Here is a 20,492-nt window from a genome sequence, read left to right as displayed (position 1 = left end):
ATTATATTTGGCGATCCGACCCCGAATAGAGTGCTTACCGACTATATTCCGCCAGAATTCTACCACGTATTTACGGAAATAGCGGGCGATACTGGGATATATGCAGGGTCGAGAGAGTGAGTCGGGTCGGAACGCGGGGCCAACGACAACAAATAAACCACACCGCCCCTTGGCACCGGGTATGAGTCAGCGTTACAACCGAGGGGCCGTCGAGGACTTCGGACGGTGGCGGGAGTTCTCGGCCGGGATGTGGGCGTGGATCTTCCACAAGTTCACCGGCTGGGTCCTCGTCGGCTACCTCTTTACGCACATCGCCGTGTTGAGTACCGCGACATCCGGGGCGGCGGCCTACACCGGAACGATCAGGACGCTGGAGAGCCTGCTGATCGTCCGACTGCTCGAAGTCGGCCTGCTGGCGGTGGCCGTCTTCCACATCCTCAACGGCGTCCGACTGCTGTTCGTGGACCTCGGCGTCGGCCTCACCTCACAGGACCGGAGCTTCTACGCGTCGCTGATCTTGACGGGCGCGATAACCGTCGCCAGCGTCCCGACGTTCCTCGCGGGGGCGGTCTGAGATGGCCGAACACTACAGCTCCTTCGAGCGAGGCGGCCGTCGCTGGTTGCTCCAGCGGCTGACAGCCGTGTTCCTCATCGGAACGCTCGCGTTCCACTTTTTCCTGTTGCACTTTGTCAACCACGCCGCCGAGATCACCTTCGCCGGCACACAGGCACGGATGAGTCAAGTGGGCTACTTCGCAACGATGGTGCTGTTCCTCGTCGCGGCGACGTTCCACGGCGTCAACGGCGTCTACAACGCACTGGTCAATCAGGGCCTCGAAGGTACCCAGAAGAAAGTCGTCGGCGGCGTGCTGGCGCTGTCGGGCATCCTCCTGATCGTGCAGGGAATCCGCGTCGCACTCGCTATGGCAGGGATCTAATATGAGTACACAAAAACAGAAACAGACCGAGGAATCGAGCGAGGAGACCGCTATCGAGACGGAGACCAGCAGCCATCAACAGCGTCGGCTGGACGAGAAAGCCGCTCGCAAGGCCGACCGGGAAGCCCAACGCCAGGCCGCCGAGGAGTCCCTGGACGACGAGGAGACGGTGAAACTGAAGGTGTTCCGCTTCGACCCCGAGGTGCCCGAGAAGGAGGAGCCACGCTTCGACACCTTCGTGGTACCCTTCCACAAGGGGATGACGGTGTTAGACGCCCTCATCTACGCCCGGGACCACTACGACTCCTCGCTGACCTTCCGACACTCCTGTCAGCAGGCCATCTGTGGCTCGGACGCCCTGTTCGTCAACGGCCGCCAGCGTCTGGGCTGTAAGACCCAACTCGCCGACCTCGACGGCCCGGTCCGTATCGAACCGCTCCCCCACGCCGAAGTCGTCAAGGACCTCGTCGTCGACATGGAGCACTTCTACGATCAGATGGAGGCGGTCGAACCCTTCTTCGACGCCGACGAGTTGCCCGACGACGAACTGGAGGAACAGCGCCAGGACCGCCAGAACCGCGAGAAGATCAAGATGTCCACCCGCTGTATCTGGTGTGGCGCCTGTATGTCCTCCTGTAACATCGCCGCCGGGGACAACGAGTACCTCGGCCCCGCGGCCATCAACAAGGCCTACCGCTTCGCGATGGACGAACGGGAGGGTGAGGACCGCAAGGAAGAACGGATGCGCATCGTCGAGCAGGAACACGGCGTCTGGCGCTGTCAGACCCAGTTCTCCTGTACCGAGGTCTGTCCGAAGGACATCCCACTGACCGAACACATCCAGGAACTCAAGCGCGAAGCCGTCAAGAACAACTTGAAATTCTGGTAGTGTTGTTCCAGTGATCTGACCGCCTATTTTGATTTCTGCGCGACAACTATTATAGTGGTCCACCGAGATACTCCGGTCGAAACAGGCGTGGGACGACCACGCGGTGGGGTCAGCATCCCGCGCGACCAGTACATATGCATCCGAACACCGACGCGGGGATATCGAGAGCCGAATCGACGCCGTCGAACGTAGCGGCCAGTCGGGAGTGGGTTCGATGAGTCGCGGCCGGCCGTGGCTGATCGCAGTGTGTGCAGTGCTCGCGGTGGCGTTGCTGGCAACGTCGCCGGTGACGGCGGACGAGACAGAGGGCGAGGCGACGCCGATAGCGTCGTGCCAGACCATCGACCAACCGGGCCACTACGCGCTGTCGAACGACCTCTCGGACAACGAGACGTGTATCGAAATCACGGCGAGTAACGTCGTCTTCGACGGATACGGACACACGATCACCGGAACGGAGACGGTGAACGACAGCCGAATCGACAGCAAAGCGGGCATCTACGTCGCCGGTGAGACGACACTTGAGAACGTCACCGTCAGGGACGTTCGCCTCAGCGGGTGGGCGTGGAACGGGTTCGGGAACATCGGCGGGGCGGTGCGGTACGACAGTGTCGTCGACGGGACGATTACCGGCGTCACCGTCGAGTTCGGCGACCGAGGGGTGTGGCTCGACAACGCCTCGGAGATGGCGGTGACGGACGTCCTCGCCAAGACACGAAAAACGAGGCGCTGTTCCTGCGGAACCGTGCGGACAACAACACGTTCACCGGGAACACCATCCGAAGAACGGACGGACGGGCCGTCCGGTATATGAACAGCAGGTACAACGCGTTCACCGAGAACACCGTCCTGTCGGCCGGGACGGCCGGCGAGGAGGGCGTGCGCCTCGCCTTCGGATCGAACTGGAACGTGTTCCGGAACAACACCATCACCGGCGGCAACGGCGCGGGAATCGGCATCGGCTCCGGGTCGAACGTCGCAATCGAGGACAACGTCGTCTCGGGCAACGCGGGGACGGGTGTCTACCTCTCCCAATCCGGCGAGAACTACTCGGTGACTGGTAACGTCCTCGACGGCAACGACGCCGGGATATCGACTAGCTACGTGTCGAACGCGGTGATCAGGGACAACACCGTCACCGACTCGATAGGCAGCGACGGTATCAGCGTCCACAAGTCATCGGAGGTGGTCGTCGAGGAGAACCTCGTCAAACTGAGCGAGCGGTACGGCATCAACGTCCGGCACCCCGCAAGCAGCGACGGCGGCGGCATCGTCGTGGCGAACAACCGCGTGAATCGCTCGAACGAGGTCGGCATCCGACTGGCGTCGACGGTTCGGAATACGGTCGTGAACAACACCGTCGTCAACGCGCCCGAACCGGGGCTGTTCTCGCCGCCGCTGGGACTGCTCCTCGAATCCGCCGACAACAACTCGCTTCGGAACAACACCATCCAGAATAGCTGGGGCGCCATCAACATCACCGAGGGCTCGGAGAACAACACGCTCAGCGATCACACGGTCCGGGATACCGACTCCGGGAAGTGGGTCGCTCGGATAACCAACTCGACCGGGAACGTCGTCGAGAGCGTCGACATCGGCGACTCCACTGCCGCGAACACCGTGGTCTCGTTCGGCGGCCGGAACGTCAGCGTCGAGGTGGCCGACAGCGCGCCCGCGAACCCCTCGGCGACGGGCATCGGCCGCTTCGTCAACGTCTCGAACACGAGCGGACAGGGGTCAGTCGACCTGACGATGCACTACGAGGACGGCGACCTGAGCGCCGTCGCGGAGGACAAACTCAAACTCTGGTCCCACGGCGGGACGGAGTGGGCGCCGATACTCCTGTCGACGCTCGACACCGCGAACAACACCGTCACCACGAGCGCCGACGACATCGGGGATAGACAGACGGTCGGTATCTTCGAGTTGCCGTACGACACCGACGCGGCGTTTGCGCTGCCCGCAGGTCCAGTCGAACCGGGGGCGAACGTGACCTTCGATGCCAGTGACTCCGCCGGCGACATCGTGGACTACGCGTGGGACGTAGACGGCGACGGATCGAGAGATGCCGACGGACAGACGCTCGAATACGCCTTCGCCACGGCCGGCGAGTACGCGGTGACGCTCGTCGTGACCGACAGCGAGGGCAATCGCGACGCTCTGACGCGGACCGTCACCGTCGCCGACCCGGTGCCGTCCATCCCGGGACAGGCGAACCCGCCGACGAATCTCGACGACGACCCGCAACTGGAGGATATCGACGGTGACGGCGACGGTGACCTCTTCGACGCGTTGGCATACTACAACAACCGCAACACGGACGCGATCGAGAACAATCCGACTCGTTTCGACTTCGACGGCGACGGGCAGGCCGGGACGCTGTTCGACGCCCTCCAGTTGTTCAACGAGCTGAACTGACCGAACAGCGCGTGTCGGTGGACATTTGGCCCCCGATTGCCAAGAAGAGACACAACGAGCGGGTCGGGACCGCGGGGAGACAACACCGACGTTGAAGTACACCCGGTCCTAAGCCTCGCCAACACTCACCAACCTATGTACGAATACGACGTTATCGTGGTCGGCGCGGGCGGCGCCGGTCTCCGGGCGGCCATCGCAGCGCACGAGGAGGGCGCCGACGTTGCCCTCGTCACGAAACTCCACCCGGTCCGTAGCCACACCGGCGCGGCCGAGGGCGGCATCAACGCCGCACTCCGGGAGGGCGACGACTGGGAGCTCCACGCCTACGACACGATGAAAGGGGCGGACTACCTCAGCGACGCTCCCGCCGTCGACACCTTCGCCAAGGACGCCCCGAAAGAGGTCGTCCAACTCGAACACTGGGGGATGCCCTTCTCCCGCGAGGACGACGGCCGCGTCTCCCAGCGCCCGTTCGGCGGACTATCCTTCCCGCGGACGACCTACGCCGGTGCCGAGACGGGCCACCACCTCCTGCACACGATGTACGAGCAGGTCGTCAAGCGCGGCATCGACGTCTTCGACGAGTGGTACGTGATGAACCTCGCGGTCACCGACGAGGACGACCCCGAGGAACGGACCTGCCACGGCTGTGTCGCCTACGACATCAAGTCCGGCGAGGTCGAAGGGTTCCGAGCCCAGAACGGCGTCATCCTCGCCACCGGCGGCCTCGGGCAGGTGTACGACCACACCACCAACGCCGTCGCCAACACCGGCGACGGGGCCGCGATGGCCTACCGCGCCGGCGTCCCCCTCGAGGACATGGAGATGATCCAGTTCCACCCGACGACACTCCCCTCGACGGGCGTCCTTATCTCCGAGGGCGTCCGCGGCGAGGGCGGCATCCTCTACAACGACAACGAGGAGCGGTTCATGTTCGAACACGGCTACGCGAACAACGACGGCGAACTCGCCTCCCGTGACGTGGTCTCCCGGGCGGAACTCACCGAGGTCAACGAGGGCCGCGGTATCGAGGACGAGTACGTCCACCTCGATATGCGCCACCTCGGCGAGGAGCGTATCCTCGACCGCTTGGAGAACATTCTCCACCTCGCGGAGGACTTCGAGGGCGTCGACGGCCTCGACGAACCGATGCCGGTCAAACCCGGCCAGCACTACGCGATGGGTGGCATCGAGTGCAACGAGAACGGCGAGACCTGTGTCGAGGGCCTCTACGCGGCGGGCGAGACCGCCTGCGTCTCGCTGCACGGCGCGAACCGACTGGGCGGCAACGCCCTCCCCGAACTGCTCGTCTTCGCGCCCGCGCCGGCAAGCACGCCGCCGGCGGCGATATGGCCGCCGCGCGCATCGACACCGGCCCCTCCGCCAAGAGCGAAGCTGGCGAACTCGACGCCTCGGTCACGCCCGGGATGCTGGAGGACGCCCAAGACGACGCCGTCGCGGACGGGGGTGCTGTGGCCGAACCCGAATCCGTCCTGCAGGACGCCGTCCAGCGCGAACGTGACCGCGTGGAGGAACTGCTAGAGAGCGACGGCATCAACCACGCCGAGGTCCGGGCCGACGTCCAGGAGACGATGACGGACTTCGTGAACGTCTTCCGCGAGGAGGGCAACCTCAAGCAGGCGCTGGAGGAACTCCAGCAGGCCCGCCGGGAGTACCAAGACGTCGCCGTCGCCGACCCCTCCCGGACGTTCAACACCGACCTGATCCACACCATCGAGACCCGGAACATCATCGACCTCGCCGAAGCCATCGCCGCGGGTGCGCTCGCCCGGACGGAGTTCCGCGGCGCCCACTGGCGCAAAGAGCACCAAGAGCGCAAGGACGACGAGTGGATCAAACACACGATGCTCGCCTGGAACGACGGCGAACCCGAACTGTACTACAAACCCGTCGAACTCGAAGGCGACGACCAAGTCTACGAACCGAAAGAGCGGTCCTACTAACCCACTGTTCCGTCGGAGAGACGCCGCTGGCGTCCCTTCCCACCCAAAAACTTGGTGAAAAAGGCTGCTGGCCTGCTTCGCTCGCCAGCAGTGAGACGACCACCTCGGCTGCCCGCAGCGGCGTGGGTATCGGCGCTTGGTCGGAGTGGCCCCCCACCGTCACAAGATTGACTCCGCCAGTCAGCAGATGCAGTCGTGTGCCCGACCGGCGAGTTTCGGGACGTGGTCGTGCATACACTCGGCGTATGCCAGCATCGCTTCGGCCTGCTCAGCGGTCGCTCGTTCCTGCTGGTAATAGGTCCCGTTACGGTAGTTCTGCCAGAGAGCGACCAGTTCGTCTTTCGTCGCCTCGGAGAACACGCCCGCCTGCACCCCATACTCGAACGTGTCTTCGTGGTTCGTCAGATCGGCCGTCTCTGCCAAGCCTCGGTCGACCACGTAGAACTGTACCGTCCGTTCGAGTGCCGCAAACGACCCCTCGACGACCAGCGTGTGGTGTCGGTCGATATCTCGCAAGGCTCGAATGCCGTCCAAGATGCGACACGCCTTCCGCAACTGCAAGAGTGCCTCGCCGTCGACATCCAGTCCCGGTTCGACGGTGCCGCGTCGAGAGAACGCCGCCACGGCGGCACTCAACTCGTCGCTACACGGATCTTCGTCATTCATCGCCGACCACCTCTTCAACGTCAGCACCGCCCAGCACCACGTCTTTCACGCGTCCTAACGCGTCGGAGTCCTTGATCACGACGCCCTCGGCCAGCACCTCGTCGACTCCGTCCTCGCCCGCTCCGTGACTCACTGCCGACTCCACGGACTCGACCAGCACCTCGAACTCGTAGCGATTGCCCTCGTCGCCGAACCGTTGCTCACCGAGGTCGACGGCGATGTCGGTCGCCGTGCGCCGTGCCTGCAGGAGGTCGTCGTCGCTATCGACCAACAGCCAGACGTCGATGTCGCTGCGGCGGTCGGCCTCACCGCGTGCGACGCTCCCGAACACGAGGAGTGCCGAAAACGACGGTACCGCTGTCCGAACCCGTTCAGCGAACGCTCGTACCGGTTGGCGGAACTCGTCCTGTGGCAACGCGAACAGCGGCTCGTCCGGGATAGTCACCCGTTCGCGGTTCAGAGACACGCGTTTGCTTCGCCCACTCTCGTCGACTTGGACGAGTTCCAACTGCTGAAGCAACTCGACCGCACGCGACGTCGTCTTTGAACCGTTGTCCGTGATATCACGGAGCTGACGCACGGAGAATTCCCTGAACGGATTGCGGAACAACAGTTCCAGTACGTCCTCCATCGCCTCGTACCGGAACACCTGCTCTTCACCGAGAGGGAAGGGGAGGTGGAATCCCACTTTTTGTTCACTCTGAGTGTTCATATACACTCTGAGTGTCCAGTAGACTGAAAAGCGTTTCTCCTATCTCTCGCTCATCTGCGTCACGAGAAGACAGTCCCGGGCGGATGTCGAACCTGTGCCAGACGTGCTCACTGCGTTGCGCGCGACTGGCCGGGTTCGAATCCGCGGCGACAGTTGCGGCTCGCGGATTGCTCGCCGCAAAATAGTCCCGGGCGGATTCGAACCGCCGTCATAGGCTGTCTTCGACAGTCGGGGAGACCGACCGTCTCCAAAGGCCCATATGATTGGCCACTACACCACGGGACTGCGATCTGATGTATCGTCCGAACCGTTAATAGGATTTCTCTTCGAGGGAGTCAGTCCGAGGCCTCGGCCTCGACTTCCAGCAACTCGCAGTGGTCGTTCTCGGCGTCGAAACAGTCCGGACAGCGCGGGTCGCGGTCGATGATGGTGTCCAGCCGTTCTCCGACCGTCTCGTCGATGACGCTCTCTAGAGCTTGGGCTTCCCCGCGGAAGTCCTCGACTTCCAGCACTTCCAGCAGGAAGCGTTCGATGATGCAGTACGTCTGAAGGGCCTCGCGGGCTTTCACGATGCCCTCGTCGGTCAGGTCGACGCCCTTGTACTTCTCGTGGTCGAGCAGTCCCTGATCGTCGAGTTTGCCGACCATCTCGTTGGCGCTGGCGGGGCTGACGTCGAGGCGGTCGGCGATGGCACCGGTCGAGGCGGGGCCGTCTTCGAGTTGCTGTACCAGATAGATCGTCTTGAGGTACTGATCGGCGGTGTTCATGATGGCTCCTCCGTCTCGCTCGTCTCGCTCATCAGTCGCGTCACGTCCTCGACGCCCTCGGCCTCGGCCTCGCGGATCTCGCCGAGGACCGTCAGCAGTCGGTCGCGGCCGATGCTGTAGGTGGTGTCGCTGCGCTTGATCGCGTCGATCAGGTCGTCGTAGAACTTGTACGCCGTCTCCTCGTTACAGAGTTGGTCATAAAGCACGTCGTCGAAGTCCGCGTCAGCCTCGTATTTGGCCTCGACGAGGATTTTGATATCCTCGAAGGGGACCGTCTCGGCGTCCAAGTCCTCGATCAAGCCCTCCAGATGCCGGCGGTGTTCGGCCGACTCCGCCGAGGCCTCCTTGAGGAACTGCCGGACGGTGGTGTTCCCGTCGCCGACGAGTTCCTCGGCGTGGCGCGCGGCCCGCGCCTCGACGACCTCCTCCAGTACGACGCCTATCTGGAGCAGGCGGGCCAACTGGTGGTCCGAGGAGACCGGTTCACCGAGGCTCACCGGTGACACCTCCGAGAGCGATACTGGATCATACCAGCACATCCGGTAGGGCGGGACTTAAGCCCGTCCCTGCGTCCCGCGTCGAGACGACGGCCGCGGGTTAGAATTCGGGGTAGATATTCTCGACCAAGTCGTAGTAGCCTGCTTCGTCGCTGATCGTCCGGTTGTAGCTGCGGTCCTCCCAAGTGACGTTGTCGGTCGGGATGGCGTCCTGCTCGGTCCAGTCGGCCTTGACGATCTTGTACTCGGCACCGACCGGGAGGTTCTCTGTGTACTCCCAGAAACCGCTCGCGGGATCCATCCGGTAGGCCGTCTCCCAGTTGCCGAGGTAGTCGGTCTCACCGGTGACGAAGACCGCTTCGCCGTACTCGGTGGCGTCACTGGCGTAGATGCTGATCGACTTCGGAGCCAGATGCTGTTCGACGCTCGTCGTCACGCCGGCCTCAACGCTGACGTCGATGCCGCGCTTCTCGGTCGTCGTGACCCCGTAGGTCGCCTTGGGGAACTCCTTGTACAGTTCGAGCGAGTAGTCGCCGGCCGGAACCGACACTTCGAGCGCACCCGTCGCGTCCGTCACGCCCAGATGATTCGACTCGTCCTCAAAGGCACCGTCCGAGACAGTGACACCCTCGAAAGGCGAGGCGACTATCTCGCCGTCGACGACCTCGTCGGCATAGACCGTGACCGACAGCGTGCCGTCCGCTGCCACCGCCGTCCCCGCCGTGCCGAGGATACCCAGTCCCGTGATCGCTGCGCTCCCACCCTTGATGATATCGCGTCGTGATCGTTCCGTCATCACCGCTGGGTTCCGCCCATACACGTATAAGATTTATTATATATTTTGGTAAGAAGATCAGTACATAGAGTCTCCGTCATCGGAAAAACTCCACACGGCTACCGAATTTATCCACACATATTAGAACACGTATATTTCCAGCGCCAGAATTTGCGAAGTACGATTTCAGCATACTTTTCGAACGGGGACCGTATCGAGACGAATACACGCGAGTCTCCGTAGCGCGTCGAATCCGGCGAAGCCGTCGCTACGGCAGTCGGTCCGAACGGACTGACTGGTCGTACGGAGTAGGAGACACGGGAGTAGCCGCTGCAGTCGTTATCGACGGGACGCGCGTCCGAAACTGCGCGTTTCGTTAAAAGGGCGGCGCGGAACTACCGCAGGCGCTGGACGATCAACTCGTCCAGATCATCGCGGAGTTCGTCGACGGCGACCTCTTCGAGGACGGGGACGAAAAAGCCCTCGACGAGCATATTCGTCGCCGACTCCTCGCCGACGCCGCGGGAGGTCATATAGAACAGGTCCTCGTCGTCGACCTGTCCGACCGTCGCCGAGTGGCTGGCCTCGGTGTCGTGGTTGTTGATGATGAGTTTCGGAGAGGCGTCGGCCTCGGAGTCGTCGCTCAACATCAGGGTGTTCTCGCGCTGGTAGGAGGAAGTGTCCCACGCGCCCGACCCGACGTCTTGGACGCCCTCGTACACCGAGCGGGCCTCGTCGTCGAGGACGCCGCGGGTCACCAGATCGGCGGTCGTGTGTTCGGCCTCGTGCCAGACCCGACTCGCGATGTCGAAGTGCTGGTCCTCGTGGCCGAAGAACGCGCCGACGATCTGTGACTCGCTTGAGTCGCCGACCAGTCGCGTCTCGACGCTGGATTTGGTCAGGCGCGACCCGATGTTGCCGTCGATCCAGTCGACCGTGGCGTAGGTGTCGGCGTGGCCGCGCTTGACCTGGAAGTTGTACGTTTCCTCGCTGAGGTTCTGGAGCGCGCCGTACTGGACCGAGGCGTTCTCCTGAGCGACGACTTCGACGATACCGCTGTAGAAGCGGTTGCCGTCGACCGCCTCGCCCGTGGACTGGCGTTCGAGGATGGTCACCGAGGAGGACTCCTCGGCGACGACGAGGGTGTAGTTGAACAGCGACTGACTGTTCATCCGTGTCCGGATCTTCACGTCCTCGGCGTCGACGCCCTCGGGGACGTAGATGACCGTCCCGGCGCTAAACAGTGCCGTCGACAGCGCGGTGAGGTAGTCCCGTTCGGTGTCGACGACGCTACCGAACTGCTCTTCGATGAGGTCGCCGTGCTGTTCGAGGGCCTCGGACCACTCCAAGACGTCGACGCCTTCGGCCTCGATGCGGTCTTTCTCCTGTGCACGGTCAAGGGGGTCGACGAACCGCTCGTACTCCAAGGCGTCGAGGTTCGTCCACTCCCGGCCGGGCGTCTTGATGACGCTCGGCATCGGGAGGTCCCCGAGAGCCTCGAGGGCGTCCAGTCGCGTCTGGAGCAACCACTCGGGCTCGCCGAGGTCCTCGCTGATCGTCCGTACCTGCTCTTCCGTCAGGTTCGCGTGTACCTGTGTGCTCATAGTTATCCGAGGCTACCCTCCATCTCCAGCTCGATGAGGCGGTTCAGTTCGACCGCGTACTCGATGGGCAACTCCTCCGTAATCGGTTCGATGAAGCCGGCGACGATCATCTGCTTTGCGTCGTCGTCGTCCAGCCCGCGGCTCTGGAGGTAGAAGACGTCCTCGTCGCCGATCTTGCCGACCGTCGCCTCGTGGGCCACGTCGACGTCGGACTCTTTGATCTCCATATACGGCATCGTGTCCGACGTGGAGGTGTTGTCGAACATCAGCGCGTCACACTCGACGTTGGTCTTCGAGCCCTCGGCACCATCGGCGATGTGGACCAGACCGCGGTAGTTGGTCCGGCCGCCGTCCTTGCTGATGGACTTGGACTCGATTGTCGAGGAGGTGTTCGGCGCGTTGTGGTAGACCTTCGCGCCGGTGTCGATGTTCTGGCCCTCGCCCGCGAAGGCGATGGTGATGTGGTTGTCCGTCGCGCCCGGCCCCTTGAGGACCGTCGAGGGGTACAGCATCGTCGCTTTCGACCCCATCGACCCGGAGACCCACTCCATCGTGGCGTCGGCCTCGGCGATCGCGCGTTTCGTGTTGAGGTTGTAGGTGTTTTTCGACCAGTTCTGGACCGTCGAGTACTGGACGTGTGCGCCCTCGTTCACGAACACCTCGACGCCCCCGCTGTGGAGGTTGAACTCCGAGTACTTCGGGGCCGAACAGCCCTCGATGTAGTGAACTTCGGAGTTCTCCTCGGCGATGATGAGCGTGTGCTCGAACTGGCCCATCCCGTCGGAGTTCATCCGGAAGTACGCCTGCACCGGCATATCGACGGTGGTGTCCTCGGGCACGTAGACGAAGCTCCCGCCGGACCAGATGGCGCCGTGCAGCGCCGCGAACTTGTTGTCGCTGGGCGGGACAGCCTTCGTCATGAAGTGCTCTTTGACGAGGTCTTCGTGCTCCTGGACGGCCTTGTCCATGTCACAGAAGATAACGCCTTTCTCCTCCCAGCGCTCCTGCATGTTCTGGTAGACGATCTCGGACTCGTACTGGGCGCCGACGCCCGAGAGCGCGTTCTTCTCGGCTTCGGGGATGCCCAGTTTGTCGAAGGTGTCCTGGATCTCCTCGGGGAGGTCGTTCCAGTCGTCGACGCCGCCGCGCGTCTCGATGTCCGGGCGGATGTACGGGACGATTTCGTCGACGTCGACCTCCGTGAGGTCGGGCGCGCCCGGCCACTCGGTCGGCATCGGCATCTCTTTGAACTGTTCGAGGGCGCGCAGACGCCGCTGGAGCATCCACTCCGGTTCGTCCTTGTCCTCGGAGATGACCCGGATGGTCTCCTCCGTCAGGCCCTTCTCCGCTTCGAAGGCGGATTTCTCCTCCTTCTTGAACTCGAACCGTTTCTCGGTGTCAGTGTTTTCGAGGTCTTCTGAACTCATATGTAGTATTGGTGTTTGTGTACGTGTAAACGCTGTCCTAGTCGATGTGGGTTACGCTGCCTCGTAAACGTCCTCGCGAACCCAGTCGTAGCCCTCGTCTTCGAGCTTCTCTGCCAGTTCCGGGCCGCCGGATTTGGCTATCTCGCCGTCGAGCATCACGTGGACGTGATCGGGTTCGACGTAGTCGAGGATCCGCTGGTAGTGGGTGATCTGGAGGATGCCGGCGCCCTGCTCGTCACGGAGCGCGTTGATGCCCTTCGAGACGTCCTGCAGGCGGTCGATGTCAAGCCCGGAGTCGATCTCGTCGAGCACGGCGACCGACGGCTCGAGGATCGCGGCCTGAAGGACCTCGTTCTGTTTCTTCTCGCCGCCTGAGAAGCCGGCGTTGAGATAGCGGTTGGCGAACTTCTCGTCCATATCCAGCAGTTCCATCTTCTCTTTGAGGAGTTGCTGGAACTCGGCGACTCCGACCTCGCCTTCTTCCACGTCGCCCTCCATCGGGGAAGTGTCGTAGCCCGCCGCGTCCTCGTTGGTGTCGCCACCCTCGGACTCGGCCTCTTCCTCGTCGTCGTCCTCGAAGAGCTCCTCGCGCTCCTCGAGTTTGGCGTTGAGCGCCGTCCGCAGGAAGTTCACCATCGTCACGCCTTCGATCTCCGCGGGGTACTGGAAGCCGAGGAACACGCCGAGCGCGGCGCGCTCGTTGGGTTCCAGATCCAGCAGGTTCCACGTCCGGAGGTCCTCGGGAATCTCGACGTCCTCGCCGAACTCGTCGTCCTCGAGGTGGATGAGGACCTCGCCCTCGGTCACCTCGTAGGCCGGGTGGCCGGCGATGATCTTCGCTGTCGTGGACTTCCCGCTGCCGTTGGGGCCCATCAGCGCGTGTATCTCGCCGGATTCGACTTCGAGATTCACACCTTCGAGAATCCGTTCACCGCCGTCCTCTGCGACCTTCGCGTGGAGGTTGTGTAGTTCGAGTACAGCCATATGTATCTAGGTCACCCGAAAATGGGGTCGTCTTCCCCATAACCTTTTCGCATTCGCGCACACTGTTCTTTCGATATCGCAAAAATTCCTTCGCTCGGTGTAAACGAATGCGGCTACGGGCCGCTGATACGTCTCTCGCCCGACCGCCACAGAGACGCCCCGTCGGGTCACATAAACTGCCCGAGGCCGGTCTGTTCCTGCCCGCTTTTGACCTCGTCCCACGAGATGCCAAGCGCCTCGATGACTCGCTCTATCGGCCCTTGCAGCGTCTTCTCGAGCATCTTCTCCCAGTCGATGCGGAACTCGTCGGGGATCTGTTCGGTGTACTCGAAACAGATCACGTCCGGGTCGCGCTTGAACTCCCCGTAGAGGACGTCCTCGGCCGGGTCCAGTCCCAACTCCGCCTCGACGCGACGGAAGAACTCGGGGTGGACCTTCTCCAGATACAGCCGCTTGGGCTTGCTCCCGCGGTCGAAGTTCGTCCCCAACAGGAGATTCGCGTACTTCGCGCCCCGGACCTGTGCGGTGTCGGTGTCGTAGTCGTCCAGTTGCTTGCCGATACCGCCCGGAATCGCTATCTCCTCGGGATCTAAGTTCCCCTCGAGGAAGTCCTCGATGACCCCCGAGAGATACTCGGAGACGCCCTCTATGTCGCCTTCCTTGACGATCATCTCGATGACCCGGAGTTGGACCTCCTTGGTTATCTCGGCGATGTCCGAGCGCTGGTACTCGAATCCCGTGATATCGATGTCGTCGACCTCCTTGCCCTCCTTCCAGACGATGTGGCCGGCATAGCGCTTCTTCTTGCCCGCCTGGAAAAAGCGCCGGTAGAGCTTCTCGAACTCGATCTGGAAGCGGTGCTCGTCCGCTCCGAGTTCCTCGCGGGCGAACTCGTCGTAGGAGGCGTTGATCGCTTCCTCGATCTCGAAGCTCTGGTCGATGGCCTCCTGAACCGTCGTGTCGCTTCCGAGACTTATCATCACGGAGTCGGTGTTGTGGAGGACGACACCGCCGACGCCGTCGACGAAGTTCTCGTTGTTCGCCACGCTGAGGTCGTAGACGTAGCCGTCGTGTTCGCGGGCCGTGAGGACCGGATCACGGCCAGACCGATAGAACTGACACGTCCGGATGGTGTAGGAGTCTTTCTCCTCGCGGTATTTCAGGGAGTGTTTCTTTTCGCGTTGCGTGAGAAGTATCGAGAATCCAGCCGCGAGTTCACGGCTGGTCGTCTCGTAGTCGAAGTTCTCGGCCGCGTACTCATCGGAGTACCGGGGGAACGCCCGTGAACCGTCACCTTCGACGAGAACGTCGAGGAACAACTGCTGTTCGTCGTCGGGAAGATGGTAGACGAACGACGGAATCCGTTTCCCGCGAGAGGTTTGGCCGGCGAACTCTCTGAAGAACACCGCGGCCAGTTCGTTCATCATCTGGAGTTTCTTCGTCCGGTCGTCGTAGGTGGTGGTCGACTCACCGTCGCTCGTGTCGTACTCGACTGAACGCTCGTCTTTCGTACTCCCGTCGACGATACTCGCGGTCGTGTTGTCGAACAGCCGATGGTAATCCGTCTGAAGGCCTTCGAGCCACTCCTTGCGAGATTCGGCGAGGCTGGCTCCGAAGCGACTGTCAGTGGTCTCGACGGTCGAAGCGCTCCCTTCGGCGACGTACGCAGCGAGCAGACGGATCAACGCGTGCCCGTCTTGGCTATCGACATCGACGTATCGCTGTACTGTGACGGTCTTGTCCTGATCCGCGTGGTGTTCGTGTCCGAACCAAACTCGCTCGTCGTCAGCGTGGACACGCTTTGTCTTCGTGGTCGCGTCCGCCGCTCCGACGCTCCGGCCGTCCTCGTACGTCCGCGTATACCCATCGAGAATCTCGTATACGTCGATAGTCCCAACGGTGCCGACATCGGGAACACCGGGGATTCGAAGCGGTTGGTCGACCTCGCTCGGTGGCGATTCCACGTACTGGCCATCATCCTCGACGACGTAGGAGTGGTCACGTGTCGTCGTCGACTCGCCGAACTTGTGCTGAAGCGTGACGACCTCCCCGTCAGTCTCGTGGCGGATTACCTGCTGAATCGGTTGCCACTCCCGCATCCCCCGTGTCGCTCAGCGAGAGTGCTTCCCAGCCCGACACGACTCGTCTGTCCTTCCCAGTATCGACCGAAGCCACGTCGCCGCCGTCGGCAGTGATCCGAACCTCTCCGCTCGGGGCCCCCTCCGCGCGTTCGTACAGGTCTGCGATGGGTAAGACCTGCACGCGACCGTCAGGATCACGGACGACGACCGGTCGGTCGCCCGTGACACTGTCCCCGTAGGCCACCTCGTAGCCGAGGTCCCCGACGGCCGCCTCGGTGTGGTCGATGACCTCCCGACCCGTCGCCGTCACCGCCGCGGCGTTGTCCTTGTCGTAGAGGCGAAACCGATCCCACCCCGAAACGCCGTACAGCGACTGTCCGACCCACTGGAACGTCCCGTTGCGACCAGCCAGTAGTGTGTGGTTGTCCGCGATGGTCACGCAGTAGGCCCCGTCCTCCGCAGTACTCGTGGCGGCACTCCGGTGCATCCGGAGCGTGTTCTTCGCGTCCTCGCCGACGTAGATGCGCCACGTCTCACCGTCTTGGCTGTAGTTCGCCGTGAGTCCGAGGTGGGCACAGAGACGGAGCACGTCGTCCCGGAGTCGGTCGCTGGCGGTACTGTACCGCCAAGAGTTCTTTTGTCTATCACCGTCGCCGGCGATCAGCGTGTTCAGGAACAGACGTTTCTGCTCCGCCGAGGCGTCGAAGACGAATTCGGGGATCCGTTTCTCGAAGCTGTTCGCCCCACACGCACGTTCGAGGTAGCGACCGAGCAAGCGCGAGGTGAACTGGTAGGCCTGATCGTCGACGTAGTAGTCGAACCCCATCCGGTCGAGCAACGCGCCGATGGCGGCGTGGTCGCTGTCGGTCACCGACCCGAGGCCGCCGTCGGTTGCCGCAGGCGCATCCTGTGCTATCTGTACCGTGGTCGCCGACCCCCGGAAGTTCTCACCGAACTGTTTGTCTTCGGACGTGTAGACGGTACCTTCGGTGATGTACCACGCGAGCAGTTCGAGGAAGTCGTCACCGTCGTACGTCCGTGGTATCCACTTCCGGTTTGCCTCGGCGTGGACGAAGCACGTTTCGGCCACCTCGTCGATGTACTCCCGGTGCGTCTCGAACGCCTTGGCGTCGAAAACGTATCCCTCTGAACCGATGTCGTTTTTGAGCACCGTCTCCGGGTAGTATCCGATCTCGGACGCGAAGGTGTGACCGTGGACGTCGGGACGGACCCACGCCTGATAATCGTCGATCAATTCAGTCAGGTCGACCTCCTCGATGTGGTCGCCGTCGGGTCCGTCCCAGTCGTGGGGCAACTGGTAGTTCGTCGCGTCGTCGAGGTCTCCTGCCTCGATGAACCGGTAGTCGTCTTCGTCCCAAGTGATCCCGTTCGTCTCGGCTTTCCTGACGAGCATCCGGTGGTTCGGCGTGACACTGAGGTCCATCTTGCTCGTCTCGATATCGATCATCTCGCCGTCGTACTCCGGATAGGCGTGGGTTTCGGTCACCGGCTTCGTCTCCATCTCCAGCGTGTCCGGATCGATCGAGTACACGTCGTCTCCGACATCGAGGTCCCGGATGTTCCGAACGCCCGACGGCGTCAGCACGTCCGTGTCCGGGGAGAAACAGTTCATTATAACCTTGACACTTCCTTGCTGACGGTCGTACTGTTCGTACGGTTCGGTGCCCGGTTCGTGCTGGTTTCGGAGTTCCTTCTTTTCTTCGCGTTCTGATAGGAGTTCGGTGACCATTTCGCGGATGATACCGTCCGGCGCTTTCCGGAAGTGCTGGCCGTTGGGTGCGACGAAGGTGTCCCCGTCGAAGGAGTCGGGGTCGACTTTCGTCTCCGGGGAGGCATTAATTGTCACCATGCACATGGGATAGAGGCTCTTTAAGTCTAGAACGCTCACCATCTCCCGAACCCCGGTGATAGGGTCGAAGACGGCCCCGCCCTCGAACTCCTCGCCGGACTCGACGGTGCCCTTCGATGGGAGGACAAATCGGCTGAAGGCCTTGTGGAGGACGTACATATCGACGGCGTCGCCGGGCGTCGGGGCGTCCTCCAGTTTACACCCGACGAAGGAGGCTATCTCCTGGAAGAAGGCGATGATGTCCTGCTTGCGGTCGAGTTCGACACACAGCTCCACGTCCCGGAGGTTGTACTCCAGCAGTCGCTGTGGGTCGTCCTCCCAGAGGTCGCCGATATCGCCGGTGTAGGTTTCCTTGCCCGCGCCCAGTTCCTCCTCGCCGACGGCTTCCAGACGGTAGGACTCCAGTTCGGTGAACTGCGTGCGCTTGTACGCCCGCAGGAGGTCGAAGACGACCCGGCCCTTGATGTCCGGGCCCTGCCAGTCGCTCTGCCAGACCTCGTCCACCCGCGAGAGGCGGTTGTAGTCCAGATACTCGCCGGCGGCGGCGTTCAACACCTCCAGTCGGTCGATGAGGTAGGGGGCGTCGAAGTCGGCGAAGTTCCACCCGGTGAGGAGGTCCGGGTCGGTCTCCTCGATGTAGGAGACGAAGGCGTCGAGCATCGCCGTCTCCGTCTCGAAGACGCGGATGTCGGCGTCGAGGCTCTCGTCCTCCAGTGGGTCGTACTCGTCCAGTCGCTCCGGGGCGGAGACGCCGGCGTCGGCGTCGTAGAGCCACAGGATGTACTCCTCGTCGTAGGAGTCGTGGCTGGCGATACAGATGATCGGTTCCTCGCCGTCCTCGGGGAAGCCCGAGCGGTCGTCGACCTCGATGTCGAAGGTGTTGATCCGTGGCCGGACGCGCTCGTCGACGGTTTCTATCTCGTCGTGGGGGACTCGGATCGAGTCGCCCCCCTCGACCCACCGGGCCGGGACGCGGATGCCGCTGGTGATGTCCTTGTCGATCAGCAGGCGGTTGGGAAAGAGAATGTCCGCCTCGTAGTGGTCGAACTCGTCGCGGATCTGGCCCACGTCCCGGGGCGTCTGGCCGAATATTCGCGTCAGGTCCTCGTTCCGGATGGACTCGTAGCCAGTCTCCCACCCGGTGATCCGGTCGCGGCCGCCCAAGTCGTCAAAGTCCAAGTTGGCCGTCGGGGCGTAGAAGTACGGCCGGAACTCGTAGACCCGGACGTGGACCAACTCGCGGTCGTCGGTCCGGCCGAAGACGTGGACGACCGGAAACTCCTCGTCGCCGCTGCCCTCTATCGTGTAGTCGATCTGCGTGACCGATAGCTCGACGGTCCCGTCGGCGTCGGGGTAGCGGAACTCCTCGGCGTCGACCACGTCGGCGGCGACGCTCTCGTCGCCGGCGATGGCCGCCGCTTCGTCCGCCGGCCGGTCGTGTCGCCACCGAAGTCGCCGAGACCGGTCTGGGCGTCCTCACTCATTAACCGTCCTTCGGCAGGCCGGTTCAAAACATCCGCGGTCGCGGGGGCAACGTCTGACGCGGGGAGAAGGCTTTTGGTAAGTGGTCGCATACCGGAGAGTAGCGTATGACGAACCAGGTCGACGCGGACGGGCTGTCGGATCGCGCGGGAGGCGACGACGGGCTGTCCCGATGGACGGGACCGAGACCGTCGAGTGCTACGAGTCCGACGACGGTGTCGTACTCTACGACGCCGAGAACCCCCTTGCGTGGATCGAAGCGGATACAACGGTCGAGATAGCCGAGATGGCCTGAGAACGCCGCTCGGAAGCTTTTTTGCCGCCCTCGCCGATCTGCCGGTGTGGGCGAGCCAGACCCCTACGAACACGAGCCTGATCCCTACGAACACGAACCCGACCCCAAAGAGCACGAACCGGATCAGGACGAGTTAGAGCCCGCGGAGTTCGACCCCGAGTCGCTAGGTCCGGACCCGCCGGAACCGCCGGCCGACCCCGCCGAGGCCGATCCACAGACCGCACGGCTGTTCTGGGGACTGGTCGCCGTGGGCAACGCCGCGCTCCTGTCGCTCAGCCTCGGTCTTATGTTCGTCGGCTTTCAGGGACGCGTTCGACTCGGCGGCGCACTGGTCGCGGCCGGGCTGATCCTCACGGTATACGTCGCCTACCGCGTCCGCTCGTTCCAGTCCGAGTGACCGCCGACGGACAGGGCAGATAACCGCGAGCGCAACCGCTTTCCACGCCGACGGCAAACCGCAGGTATGCGCACGGTCCGCGACGAGGACGGCCGAGAGTTCCTCCTGCTCAAAGAGTCCGGCGAGTCGAGTCGCCTCAGAGACCCCGAGACCGGCGAGGAGTGCCACCGACCGAACGACGAACTGACCGTCGTCGACGGGGCGACACCGCTGGAGACGGCCGCCAGCGGCGTCCACGAGTCGATCCGTGCCCTCCTCACCGCAACTCCGAGCGACCGGGCGCTGGGGCTGCTGCTCGACCTCGACGAGCGCGGCCCGACGCCGGCCCGGACGCTCACGAGCGCCTACGACCTCTGTGAGAGCGACCTCAACGGCCTGCTGACCCAGTTCCGCGTCGCGGGACTGATCGAGGAGACGCGAGTCGCCGGACGGCCGGGCTACCGGACGACCGAGCGGGCGGCCGAGGCTATCGAGCGCTTGCGCGACGGGTGAGACTCAATCGTCGTTCCCGACCGGCAGCGCCGTCTCGGTCCGTCGGGCCGTCGAGCGGTTCGTCGTCGGGTCCTTCTCGACGGTGACGAGGTCGTCGGCCGCCCCGACCAGTTCCTCGTCGTGGCTGACGACGATGATCTGTTCGACGCCCAACTCCCGCATCCGCTCGATCAGGACGACGAGTTGTGAGACGTGCCCCGAGTCGAGGAAGACGGTCGGTTCGTCCAGCACCAG

The 20,492-nt window shown here is 63.1% G+C and carries 18 protein-coding genes, 1 tRNA gene and 2 pseudogenes; 9 read left to right on the top strand and 12 right to left on the bottom strand.

The genetic code is table 11. The annotated features are described in order from the left end of the window. Positions 1-181: 181 nt before the first annotated feature. The 6 genes and pseudogenes from sdhC (at position 182) to GJ629_RS04260 (ending at position 6,209) form a co-directional block, all read left to right on the top strand. Complete coding sequence (gene sdhC, locus GJ629_RS04280) at positions 182-574, top strand: succinate dehydrogenase, cytochrome b556 subunit (protein WP_157511903.1); 393 nt, start codon at positions 182-184, stop codon at positions 572-574. A 1-nt stretch (position 575) separates the two neighbouring features. After that, positions 576-938 carry a succinate dehydrogenase hydrophobic membrane anchor subunit gene (locus tag GJ629_RS04275; protein ID WP_157511902.1) on the top strand — a complete coding sequence of 121 codons (363 nt, stop codon included), beginning with the start codon at positions 576-578 and terminating at the stop codon, positions 936-938. A gap of 1 nt (position 939) precedes the next feature. Continuing rightward, positions 940-1,827, top strand: coding sequence for a succinate dehydrogenase/fumarate reductase iron-sulfur subunit (locus tag GJ629_RS04270; protein WP_157511901.1), 888 nt, complete (start codon positions 940-942; stop codon positions 1,825-1,827). A 214-nt stretch (positions 1,828-2,041) separates the two neighbouring features. Then, positions 2,042-2,641, top strand: coding sequence for a hypothetical protein (locus GJ629_RS16020; protein ID WP_197428421.1), 600 nt, complete (start codon positions 2,042-2,044; stop codon positions 2,639-2,641). Then, positions 2,557-4,245 (top strand): NosD domain-containing protein, encoded by a 1,689-nt coding sequence (locus tag GJ629_RS04265; RefSeq protein WP_370515786.1) that lies wholly within the window; start codon positions 2,557-2,559, stop codon positions 4,243-4,245. The genes GJ629_RS16020 and GJ629_RS04265 overlap by 85 nt, the downstream gene beginning before the upstream one ends. A 135-nt stretch (positions 4,246-4,380) precedes the next feature. Beyond that, a pseudogene (locus GJ629_RS04260) lies at positions 4,381-6,209 on the top strand (FAD-binding protein). A 180-nt stretch (positions 6,210-6,389) separates the two neighbouring features. Here GJ629_RS04260 and GJ629_RS04255 read toward each other — a convergent pair. The 11 genes and pseudogenes from GJ629_RS04255 to GJ629_RS04205 form a co-directional block, all read right to left on the bottom strand. Further along, positions 6,390-6,875, bottom strand: coding sequence for a hypothetical protein (locus GJ629_RS04255; protein ID WP_157511899.1), 486 nt, complete (start codon positions 6,873-6,875; stop codon positions 6,390-6,392). Continuing rightward, positions 6,868-7,587 carry a nucleotidyltransferase domain-containing protein gene (locus GJ629_RS04250; protein WP_157511898.1) on the bottom strand — a complete coding sequence of 240 codons (720 nt, stop codon included), beginning with the start codon at positions 7,585-7,587 and terminating at the stop codon, positions 6,868-6,870. Before GJ629_RS04250 ends, GJ629_RS04255 begins: the two co-directional genes overlap by 8 nt. A 182-nt stretch (positions 7,588-7,769) precedes the next feature. Beyond that, positions 7,770-7,872: transfer RNA gene (locus GJ629_RS04245), tRNA-Gln, on the bottom strand. Between the two features lie 50 nt (positions 7,873-7,922). After that, positions 7,923-8,354, bottom strand: coding sequence for a metal-dependent transcriptional regulator (locus GJ629_RS04240; protein WP_157511897.1), 432 nt, complete (start codon positions 8,352-8,354; stop codon positions 7,923-7,925). Next, positions 8,351-8,851, bottom strand: a complete 501-nt coding sequence (locus tag GJ629_RS04235; protein ID WP_370515784.1) for a ferritin-like domain-containing protein — start codon at positions 8,849-8,851, stop codon at positions 8,351-8,353. The genes GJ629_RS04240 and GJ629_RS04235 overlap by 4 nt, the downstream gene beginning before the upstream one ends. A 100-nt stretch (positions 8,852-8,951) precedes the next feature. Further along, positions 8,952-9,647 (bottom strand): carbohydrate-binding module family 20 domain-containing protein, encoded by a 696-nt coding sequence (locus GJ629_RS04230; RefSeq protein WP_157511895.1) that lies wholly within the window; start codon positions 9,645-9,647, stop codon positions 8,952-8,954. A 374-nt stretch (positions 9,648-10,021) separates the two neighbouring features. Beyond that, positions 10,022-11,230 (bottom strand): Fe-S cluster assembly protein SufD, encoded by a 1,209-nt coding sequence (sufD, locus tag GJ629_RS04225; protein ID WP_157511894.1) that lies wholly within the window; start codon positions 11,228-11,230, stop codon positions 10,022-10,024. Positions 11,231-11,232: 2 nt separating this feature from the next. Beyond that, the gene (sufB, locus tag GJ629_RS04220) at positions 11,233-12,657 is read right to left on the bottom strand and encodes a Fe-S cluster assembly protein SufB (RefSeq protein WP_157511893.1); all 1,425 of its coding nucleotides are present in this window, start codon (positions 12,655-12,657) and stop codon (positions 11,233-11,235) included. 51 nt (positions 12,658-12,708) lie between these two features. Next, positions 12,709-13,641, bottom strand: coding sequence for an ABC transporter ATP-binding protein (locus tag GJ629_RS04215; RefSeq protein WP_157511892.1), 933 nt, complete (start codon positions 13,639-13,641; stop codon positions 12,709-12,711). A gap of 167 nt (positions 13,642-13,808) precedes the next feature. Further along, entirely contained in the window at positions 13,809-15,740 is a 1,932-nt protein-coding gene (locus GJ629_RS16825) for a DNA polymerase domain-containing protein (RefSeq protein WP_157511891.1), read from the bottom strand. Between the two features lie 208 nt (positions 15,741-15,948). After that, positions 15,949-19,076: pseudogene (locus GJ629_RS04205) on the bottom strand (3'-5' exonuclease); the annotation flags it as partial. Positions 19,077-19,246: 170 nt separating this feature from the next. Here GJ629_RS04205 and GJ629_RS17505 point away from each other — a divergent pair. From GJ629_RS17505 to GJ629_RS04195, 3 genes are all read left to right on the top strand, one after another. Further along, entirely contained in the window at positions 19,247-19,369 is a 123-nt protein-coding gene (locus GJ629_RS17505; protein WP_255475209.1) for a hypothetical protein, read from the top strand. A gap of 46 nt (positions 19,370-19,415) precedes the next feature. Further along, positions 19,416-19,766, top strand: a complete 351-nt coding sequence (locus GJ629_RS04200; protein ID WP_157511890.1) for a hypothetical protein — start codon at positions 19,416-19,418, stop codon at positions 19,764-19,766. Positions 19,767-19,832: 66 nt separating this feature from the next. Continuing rightward, complete coding sequence (locus tag GJ629_RS04195; RefSeq protein ID WP_157511889.1) at positions 19,833-20,258, top strand: hypothetical protein; 426 nt, start codon at positions 19,833-19,835, stop codon at positions 20,256-20,258. Between the two features lie 3 nt (positions 20,259-20,261). On the opposite strand, the gene GJ629_RS04190 is transcribed toward GJ629_RS04195, so the two are convergent. Next, positions 20,262-20,492: hypothetical protein (locus GJ629_RS04190; RefSeq protein WP_157511888.1), on the bottom strand; the 231-nt coding region annotated here is incomplete at its 5' end.

Source organism: Halapricum sp. CBA1109 (assembly GCF_009741825.1).
Taxonomy (GTDB): Archaea; Halobacteriota; Halobacteria; order Halobacteriales; family Haloarculaceae; genus Halapricum.
This window is presented reverse-complemented; position numbering and strand designations above follow the sequence as displayed.